Below are 8,114 nucleotides of genomic sequence, written 5' to 3' on the forward strand. Positions count from 1 at the left end.
TTCACCTCCAAGTCACGACGGCGTTACAACGCCTTCTGTTTTACCGCTAAAACGCCGAAGGGGCACAACTCTATGTCGTATGTCGGGGTACAACCTTACGTCGGACGACACACTGCAATGCCCCTACAAATCGGGGGGATATAGACAGGATTCGGTATGATCCCAGCGATCGCGCCACAACACTCTACATCATCAAAAATAGTCGGTAGCTGAGCAGAGTTGCAGCTACCGACTATTTAAGAATTAGATCGCGGTGAGGAGAGTATTCCACAACTCACTAGGCAACTCAAACGTTACTAACCATGCTCTCGTTTAATGAGCATCGCCACGGCTTTTTCTACTGCTATGAGTGCCTGCTGCACCTCGTCTGCGCTCACGTTCAGCGGCGGCACAAAGCGCACGACCTGCGGCCCGGCGGGCACTAGCAGCAAGCCTTCATCCATTGCCGCTTTGACAATATCCACTGACTTGATGGTGGAGTCGGCTTGAAGCACCAGACCGTTGATTAGCCCCCAGCCGCGCACCTGCTCTAGCAGAGCTGGATACTGCTGCACCAGGCATTGCAGGCCAAACCGTAGCTGTTCGCCGCGCAGCTTTACATTGCCCAACAGGTTCTCAGACTCCAGCGTTTCGCACACGGTGAGGCCCACCTTGCAGGCGAAGGGGTTGCCGCCAAAGGTGCTGGCGTGGTCGCCCGGCTCAAACACCGCACAGGACGCTTTGCACAGCAGCGCCCCAATGGGGATGCCTCCGCCCAGCCCCTTGGCCGAGGTGAAGATATCCGGCTCAATGCCCAGGTTCTCGAACCCCCAGAGGGTGCCGGTGCGACCGACGCCCACCTGCACCTCGTCGAGAATTAGCAGAATGCCTTTCTCATCGCAGAGCTGGCGGATACGCTGGAAGTAGGCGGCATCGCCGGGGCACACGCCTCCTTCCCCTTGCAGAGCCTCCAGCATAATGGCAGCCACCTGAGGTGTCTCAGCATCCAGGTCTGCCACCAGCGACTCTAGGGCCGCGATGTCGTTGTAGGGCACGTAGGCAAACCCCGGCATCAGCGGGTCAAAGTTCTTTTGGTACTTGGGCTGGCCAGTGGCGGTGACGGTGGCCAGGGTGCGCCCGTGAAAGCTGGCCTGGGCGGTAATAATCAGTGGATTGTTGATGCCTCGCTGGGTGTGGGCGTACTTGCGAGCCAGCTTAATCGCCCCCTCGTTGGCCTCAGCGCCGGAGTTGCAGAAGAAGACGCGATCGCAGCAAGAATGCTCCACCAGCCAGTGGGCCAGCGCTCCCTGCTCGGGAATGTAGTAGAGGTTTGACACGTGGTGCAGGGTTTGAATCTGCTGGGTCACGGCCTCGACCATAGCGGGGTGGGCGTGGCCCAGGGTGCAGGTGGCAATGCCCGCGACAAAGTCGAGGTAGCGACGGCCCTGGTCATCCCACACAAAGCTGCCTCGGCCCTTGGTCAGGGCGATGGGGAAGCGCCCGTAGGTGGTCATCACATCGGCATCAAACTGAGCCGGGGAGAAGGCGGCGCTGCCATTGGTCGCAATGCTGAGCGACTTGAGGGAATTTTTGACGAGGGTTTTTAGGCTCACGGTGGGAATAGGGGGTGGGGGAGTGAAGAGTGATGGAGTGATCGGGTGAGAGGGGTGAGGTAGTCAAAGCGATGTAGCGGTTAGTTGCGCTAGTCGCCGACCACCAACAGCCCAGATTCACCGACACCATCTAATGAATCGAGCATAGCGGAAACCCTGGGGAAATCAATGATTATCCTGAACCAATCGGTGTCGGGTTAGCGGCGGATGAGCCGCTGGCGGGGGGTACCCGTTTGGCGGATAGTGCGCAATTTTTCGCCCAGGTAGGTGAGGTTTTGGGGTTCGCCGCCGTAGCGCCAGCGGACGTAGGCGTGGGTGATTTCGTTGGCAGCCTGGGCGGTCTGGGCTTTGGTTTGCTGGTAGAGGCGTTGGCCATACTCGATGGGGGTTTCGGCGGGGTTTTTACCGAGGCCCTGGTGGGCAAACCAGGTCAGCATTTGTTGATATAACCGTTCTGTAGGGGCGAGCTGGCGCAGCTGTCGGTAGCGCCAGCCTCGGCGTAGGCCCAGGAACGCTAGCCAGGCGATAAACCCGAGGGCGGTGGCGATCGCAATGCCCAGCATAATGCCCACCCAGCCTAGGTTCAGCAGCGCGTTGAAGGTACGCACCAGGTACGCAATGCCATCGCTGAGCAGGGTGATCAGACCATCGACGAAGCCCACCAGGGGAGATGGTAGCCAGCCAGCCAGCCAGTCCCAAAATTGCCGCACCATGCTAAACGCTTCGTTTTCTCGCAGACTCGGCGGAATCAGCTCGTGACCGGGGATGGGGTCGAAGCCAAACCAGCCGTACTGGGGAAAGTAGACTTCGGTGAGGGCGTAGGCATCGGTGTTGCGCACCACGTAGAACCCGGTGAAGGGGTTAAACTCACCTTCACCAAACCCGGCCACCAGCCGCGCCGGAATGTCGATGGAGCGCAGCATGATCGTCAGCACCGTGGAGAAGTGGTCGGGATAGCCGCCCTGGGTTTGAAACAGAAAGCTCTCGACGAGATCTTGCTCGGAGCCAAAAAAAGGCAGTTCAGGCTGAATCGTGTAGCGCTGCTTGAGAGCCTGGGCCAGGTAGAGCGATTTTTCGTAGGCGTCGGTGAGGGGAGTGGGGGAGGTGGCCAGCAGCTCCTCGGTTTTGGCCCGCACGGGCTCTAGAATCTCCTCGGGCACCTGGAGGTAGTGGGAGCGAATGCCGGGGGGGTACCGGGTGCCCGCCTGGCCCAGCAGGGTGCGATCGCGAAAGGGCACCCGCGACACCACCGTATAGGTCATGCCCTCCTGCAAAATTACCGGCGACCGAAGGCTACCCTCGGCGTCAATGGCCACCTCTCGGGTCGGGAAGTAGAGCTGCTTGGGCTGATACATGGCCGGAATCAGGTTGGGCAGCTCGCTAACCAACGTATAGGTCTGCACCACCTCCCGATTGCGGGCCAGGGTGGGGTCGATGGGCAAAAAAGTCTGGGCCGAAAACCGCGATCGCTTCAGCGTCTGGGCATCGTCATTGCGAGAGATATCCCAGCCCTGGCCCGTGTAGGTGTCAAAGGCCAGCACCCGCCAAAAGCCCGGTGCCTGCGACCTGACCCGCATCACCACCTGGGGGGTCATCGTGCCCCGCAGGTTTTGGTTCATGCGCTGGTTAAAGCCGTAGTAGGAAACGGTATCCACTACCCCAGGACCGGTAGACTTGCCCTGGCCTTGAATGGTGCCGGCACCGTCGCCAAAGCCATCGCCTTCGCCGTCTTCGCCGCCGTTATCGCGGTAGGCCGAGTTGAGAATATCTTCCCCCGAAAAATCTCCCGGCGTATCGATTACCGAACTCACCGGAAAACTCTGGATCTGGTAGCCGGGGAGCCGGGGCAAAAAGACAAAAATCAGCAGCCCCAGGCCCACAATCAGAGCCATTAGGCCCAAAAAGCGCCCCAGGGTGGGCCGCAGCTTGATCTCGCCCCAGGCGATCGGCCCCAGCCCCAGCCGCGACTGGTAGTCGAGCCCCAGCACCGGCACCGCCAGCGCCAAAAACAGCAGCAGCAGCGGCGCAAAGGCCAGGGTCTGGCTAATGGTAGCAGCCACCCCTAGCAAGATCAGGCCAATCATCATCGAGTAGCCCAGGTCTTTGCGCCGGGGTAGGTCAAAGCTGTGCAGCACTTGCAGCTGCACCAAGAGTTCCGCCAGCACAATGCGGGTGTCGCCGGGGGCTTCGAGCAGCCGGGAAAAAAACGCCGCCATTGCCATCAGCATGCCGATGGCAATAAAAAATTTGATGGCAATGTTGCGATCGCGCCGCCGCTGCCAGCTAAACGTTGCCCCCACCGCGCTCAGGGGAATCGCTAGCAGGTTCCACCAAGAAGCCGCAGTCACCCCGGCGGCGGCCACCACCACTGAGCCAATGCCTACGGTGACCAGCCCCTGCACCAGCACCCGCAGCAGCCGCGAGTCTTCAATTTCATCGGGGGGGATGGGCCGGGTTAAGGGAGAAGAGGCCAGCCAGCGGGAAGCGACCATAGACAAACCGGAGTAGAGTCGCCTCTATGCTAACCGCTGCGCTAGCCCCTGCCCAGCGCTAGCCTAGCCCTCAGCAATCATGACCTGAAAGCTCAGGGGAGCCACCTGGTCGATGCCCAAGTTGACATCTAGACGGTGCACGGCCCCAAGCTGAGTGGTCAACCGCAGCACGATGTCGCCGGGGGTAGAGCGCTCAGACCGCAGGGTCTCGCCCAGGCTCACCAGCGTCAGGCTACCGTCCGTCGGCAGCACCGCTTTCACCTCTAACTGATGGTCGGCCTGATGGTCGGCAGCGGTATAGGTCGCCTGCACCGTCAGCAGACCAGAGGCCGTCAGCCAGGTTTGGGTATGGGTTGTGTTGGTCGGCCCCACCGTCAGCGACAGGGATTCAAAAATGCCCTGGGCCGCCAGCATGGCCAGCGCCACCTGCTGCTGGGTCGAGGCGGTCGTGTAGTCTACCTGGGCCAGAGACTCGGTTTGGGCCGACCGGTAGGCCGGTCGAGCCACCAGCCCGGCAATGTACTCCAGGGTTTGGGGTTGGTCAGGGAACAACCCTTCCACTGCTGCCACTAGCCGCCGGCCAGTTTGACGAATGTCTTGGGCTACCTGCTGACACTGGTTGAGCAGATCGGCCAGCACATCTTCAGGCACATCGCCAGGAACCGAAAGCTGCTTGAGATGGTCTAACCAAACAGAGGCGGCGCTAGGGCGCAGAGCATCGGGATAGTCTTGTAGACCCTTCTCCCAGGGAAATAGCGGCGGGCGATGGGAAATTTCTTGCCGCAGGCGGCGCTTCAAAAGGGCTTCAAAATGGGGTTGCACAGTGGATAGGTCTCCAGAGTCAAAGACAGGGGTGTAGTTGGCGTTGAGCGCGTCATCCTCTGAAGCCGCTGGCGTTGGGGTAGATGTCTCAGAACCAGGGTAGATCGTGGGGGTAGGCGAGTTTTCTGCCCCCGCTGGCTTTGCCGTGTCAGCGTCAGCAGCCGGAAAAAAGCGCGTTCCTGATGGTGAGTCGTCCGCCGAAAGGGGCTCCAAAAGGAGCCTTAACAGGAGGTCTTCGGGGATATCTGAATCTCTATTCATGGCCTGCTGCGCTCTGTCCGGATGGATGTTTGACGGATACTAAACGTTACGAATTTCCCAGGCTTGCTCTAGCAGCTTAGTCCACTGTTTTTGGAATTGGGTAGCGGTGATACCCAAAATTTTAGCGGCTTCGCCGTCGGCTATGCCCTGCTGTTTGAGCGCCAGCAGCTTGGCCTGCTTAGCGCTGAGGCTGTCTTGCAGCTGTTGCCACTGCTGGGCGGTCAGGCCCAGGTTGGTCTCTAGACCGGCCTCTAGCCATTCGTGCACTAGCTCCCAGTGGTGGGACAGGGCAAAGCGCAGCAGGTGGTATTTGAATCGCTGTTGCAGGTAATCGCGCTGGCGGGGGGTTAACCCCAGTAGCGCCTCAATTTCGTGGGTGGGCAGGTCGAGCAGCCGCAGGGTGAAGTAGTCAGCACACTCGTCCTGGTTGCGCTCTTTCAGGTAGGCCAGCAGCTCTTCCACCACCCGGCCCCGCAGGGAGTTTTCGGGCAGATCGTCGGCCTGGGCGATCATCTCTTCGCGCACCCGCTGGTGGGAGGCCGCCGGGCGCACGTCGTCGCCGTCGCCGCCGTAGTCGGTGGCCTGCTCGATGTCGATAGCGACTTCAGGGGGCTGCTGCTTAGAGAAGGTCTGGGCCCGCAGAATGATCAGCTGCTGGCTGCGCCGACCGGGCAGCGGGATGCGCCGTTTGCCGTAGCGCTCGGAAAAGGCCATGAACTCGGCCAGCTCCAGCAGGGTGCGGGGCTGATAGCGATCGCCCAGCTGATTCTCCCGTCGAAACGCATTCAGCGCCTCGACGTAGAACCCCTGCAAAAAGTCTTCGATCAGCGCCAGCCGGGCTGGGTAGCTGGTCTGCACCTGGGGCGGCGTAATGTAGCGGTAGACAATGGCGCTGAGGGTGCTGTGCAGCTCAACGCGGCCCTGGCGCGACCCCAGGCTGTAGTATTTGAAACACTGATCTAGACGGTGCTTGCCGAGGGATTTAGCCCAGGCTTCGACATCGCCCGAGGCCTGAATGCGATCGCTCTCGTGGCAAATGCGCTGCACCTCACTGGCCAGCCGCTGGGCTATAGCCTGGCACCCCGCTTCTGGAGCTCCAGTACCGTTTTTTAAGTCTTGGTAGAAAAGCTGGCTAAGCGAATCCACACTCAACGCACAGATACCCTGATTCAATCTGGCTATCCTCAAAAAGCTACACAGACCCGTGGAGCGATATTCAGGTATTTTAGGAACGTGGTGGATGCGCCCGCTGCAACCTTGGACTGAGCTATGGTACCTAGCTCACGGAGCCTAGCTAAACTCAAAAGGTAGAAAAGTCTGAGTTGTAAGTAGATTGTCGGCCCGAGAATTGCAAGCTACTCAACAGTCTAACATCTGTCCGTAATTTTATGGATGCAGGGCGTGGCACCTCGCCGGTAGCCCCCTGCGGTAAAGTGATGCTAGATCGGGCGCGATGCTCCTGTGGATCGGTCTTCGCCATCGCCGTTTCGGCTCTATCCGCCACCCCCAGACGCTAGCCCCAACTATCCTTCGGAACCCGCTATGGATCTTGATGCTCAAATTGCCTCCCTCCAGACCAGTGCCCCCGACGATGGGGTAACCGGCAACGCCATTACCACCATTGCGCCAACACTCAAGGCGATCGCCGGTCAGCTCAAGCACGAGCAATACTACGTGCTGCAAACCCTAGAGCAGGGCTGGATGATGACCACCCTCAGCAACCGCACCCAGCCCAATACCCAAAAAAATATTGTCTACGCCTACCCCACGCTGCAAGACGCCGCCACCAGCCAGGCCACCGTTAAAGATCCCCAGGTCATGGCCCTACCCGTGCCCGTAGTGCATATCCTGTTTCAGCTGTTGGCCATGCAGCCCATCGACAGCCTAATCTTCTTCGAAACCCCCGGACAGGCTAGCCAAGGCGTCGAAATTCGCCGTCAGGATATGCAGGCGTTGATTCAAGCGCAGCTTCAGCAGGCCCAACAGGGTAATCCCATCCCCCCCAACATGGCCTAGCTGAAAAATTTTCATCGGTATTGACCAGGAGACGTGCTATCTTATAAAACCCAAGGGCGATTAGCACAGTGGTAGCGCGCTTCCTTCACACGGAAGAGGTCACTGGTTCGAAACCAGTATCGCCCATACACCTCAAACACCTGGAAAAGCGCTGAAAGCTCCTTTAGATAAGAGCCTTCAGCGTTTTTGCTTGGCCAGTGCGGTTTCAGCCGATGGGCCAGATTAGAGCCTGTTGAGCCATGTTAGGCACTCGATTGGGGTAAAGATTGGGGTAAAAAACAGGGCGATTGGGGTAAGCTAGGAATATCTAATTTGGTGCTGGCGTACTATGCAAGCAAGCGTCAAGAAGAAAAAGAAGGCAAAATCCGGATCAGTTTTGGTGCTGGCGTACTATGCAAGCAGGCGTCAAGAAGAAAAAGAAGGCAAAATCCGGATCAGTTCAAGTCAAGGCTAGCAATAGTTGCCTCCAACTCGTTTTCTCATTTAACGGTAAGCGGCACTACCTGAGCTTAGGGTTGACAGATACTCCGTTTAACCGCAAGCAGGCGCAAGACAAGGCCTTCGACATTCGGAGAGATATTGATTATGGTCAGTTTGATGCCAACGACCTCGATAAGTACAAGACCTTCGCAAGCTCTGATCAGGCCGAATTGACCGTTCCAACAGAGCAAGCGCCAGCCTTGATGGAGATCTGGTTGGCTTACTTTGAGAGCAAGCGGAGTCAACTTAAGCCCAAGACCATTGAAAAGTACGAAAATTTTATGCGTCTATTTGATAAGTTAGGCAACCTCTCAATTGAAAACGCCTTAGAGGATGTTTTAAAAGGGTCAGATTGAGCAACAAAAGTTACCTGTACGGATAACCTTGATCCTTAAAACCCTCATTCCTTCGTAGTAGTTCCTCGGTGGTCAAGGTAGTTCTGGCTACCCTA

The 8,114-nt window shown here is 58.3% G+C and carries 6 protein-coding genes and 1 tRNA gene; 3 read left to right on the forward strand and 4 right to left on the reverse strand.

Features of this window, described 5'->3' with window-relative positions; translation table 11 throughout:
- Positions 1-296: 296 nt before the first annotated feature.
- The 4 genes from VB780_RS14050 to hetZ form a co-directional block, all read right to left on the reverse strand.
- Positions 297-1,592, reverse strand: coding sequence for an aspartate aminotransferase family protein (locus tag VB780_RS14050; RefSeq protein ID WP_323351789.1), 1,296 nt, complete (start codon positions 1,590-1,592; stop codon positions 297-299).
- Between the two features lie 197 nt (positions 1,593-1,789).
- The gene (locus VB780_RS14055) at positions 1,790-4,084 is read right to left on the reverse strand and encodes a DUF3488 and DUF4129 domain-containing transglutaminase family protein (protein ID WP_323351790.1); all 2,295 of its coding nucleotides are present in this window, start codon (positions 4,082-4,084) and stop codon (positions 1,790-1,792) included.
- A 63-nt stretch (positions 4,085-4,147) separates the two neighbouring features.
- The gene (locus VB780_RS14060) at positions 4,148-5,167 is read right to left on the reverse strand and encodes a hypothetical protein (protein ID WP_323351791.1); all 1,020 of its coding nucleotides are present in this window, start codon (positions 5,165-5,167) and stop codon (positions 4,148-4,150) included.
- 39 nt (positions 5,168-5,206) lie between these two features.
- A complete protein-coding gene (gene hetZ, locus VB780_RS14065; protein WP_323351792.1) occupies positions 5,207-6,313 on the reverse strand; it encodes a heterocyst differentiation protein HetZ in 1,107 nt (368 codons plus the stop codon).
- A gap of 396 nt (positions 6,314-6,709) precedes the next feature.
- On the opposite strand from hetZ, the gene VB780_RS14070 reads away from it, so the two are divergent.
- The 3 genes from VB780_RS14070 (at position 6,710) to VB780_RS14080 (ending at position 8,019) form a co-directional block, all read left to right on the forward strand.
- Positions 6,710-7,183, forward strand: a complete 474-nt coding sequence (locus VB780_RS14070) for a hypothetical protein (protein ID WP_323351793.1) — start codon at positions 6,710-6,712, stop codon at positions 7,181-7,183.
- A 54-nt stretch (positions 7,184-7,237) separates the two neighbouring features.
- Positions 7,238-7,309, forward strand: a tRNA-Val gene (locus tag VB780_RS14075).
- 266 nt (positions 7,310-7,575) lie between these two features.
- Positions 7,576-8,019 (forward strand): Arm DNA-binding domain-containing protein, encoded by a 444-nt coding sequence (locus VB780_RS14080; protein WP_323351794.1) that lies wholly within the window; start codon positions 7,576-7,578, stop codon positions 8,017-8,019.
- Positions 8,020-8,114 lie beyond the last annotated feature (95 nt).

Source organism: Leptolyngbya sp. CCNP1308 (genome assembly GCF_034932455.1).
Classification (GTDB): domain Bacteria; phylum Cyanobacteriota; class Cyanobacteriia; order Phormidesmidales; family Phormidesmidaceae; genus Nodosilinea.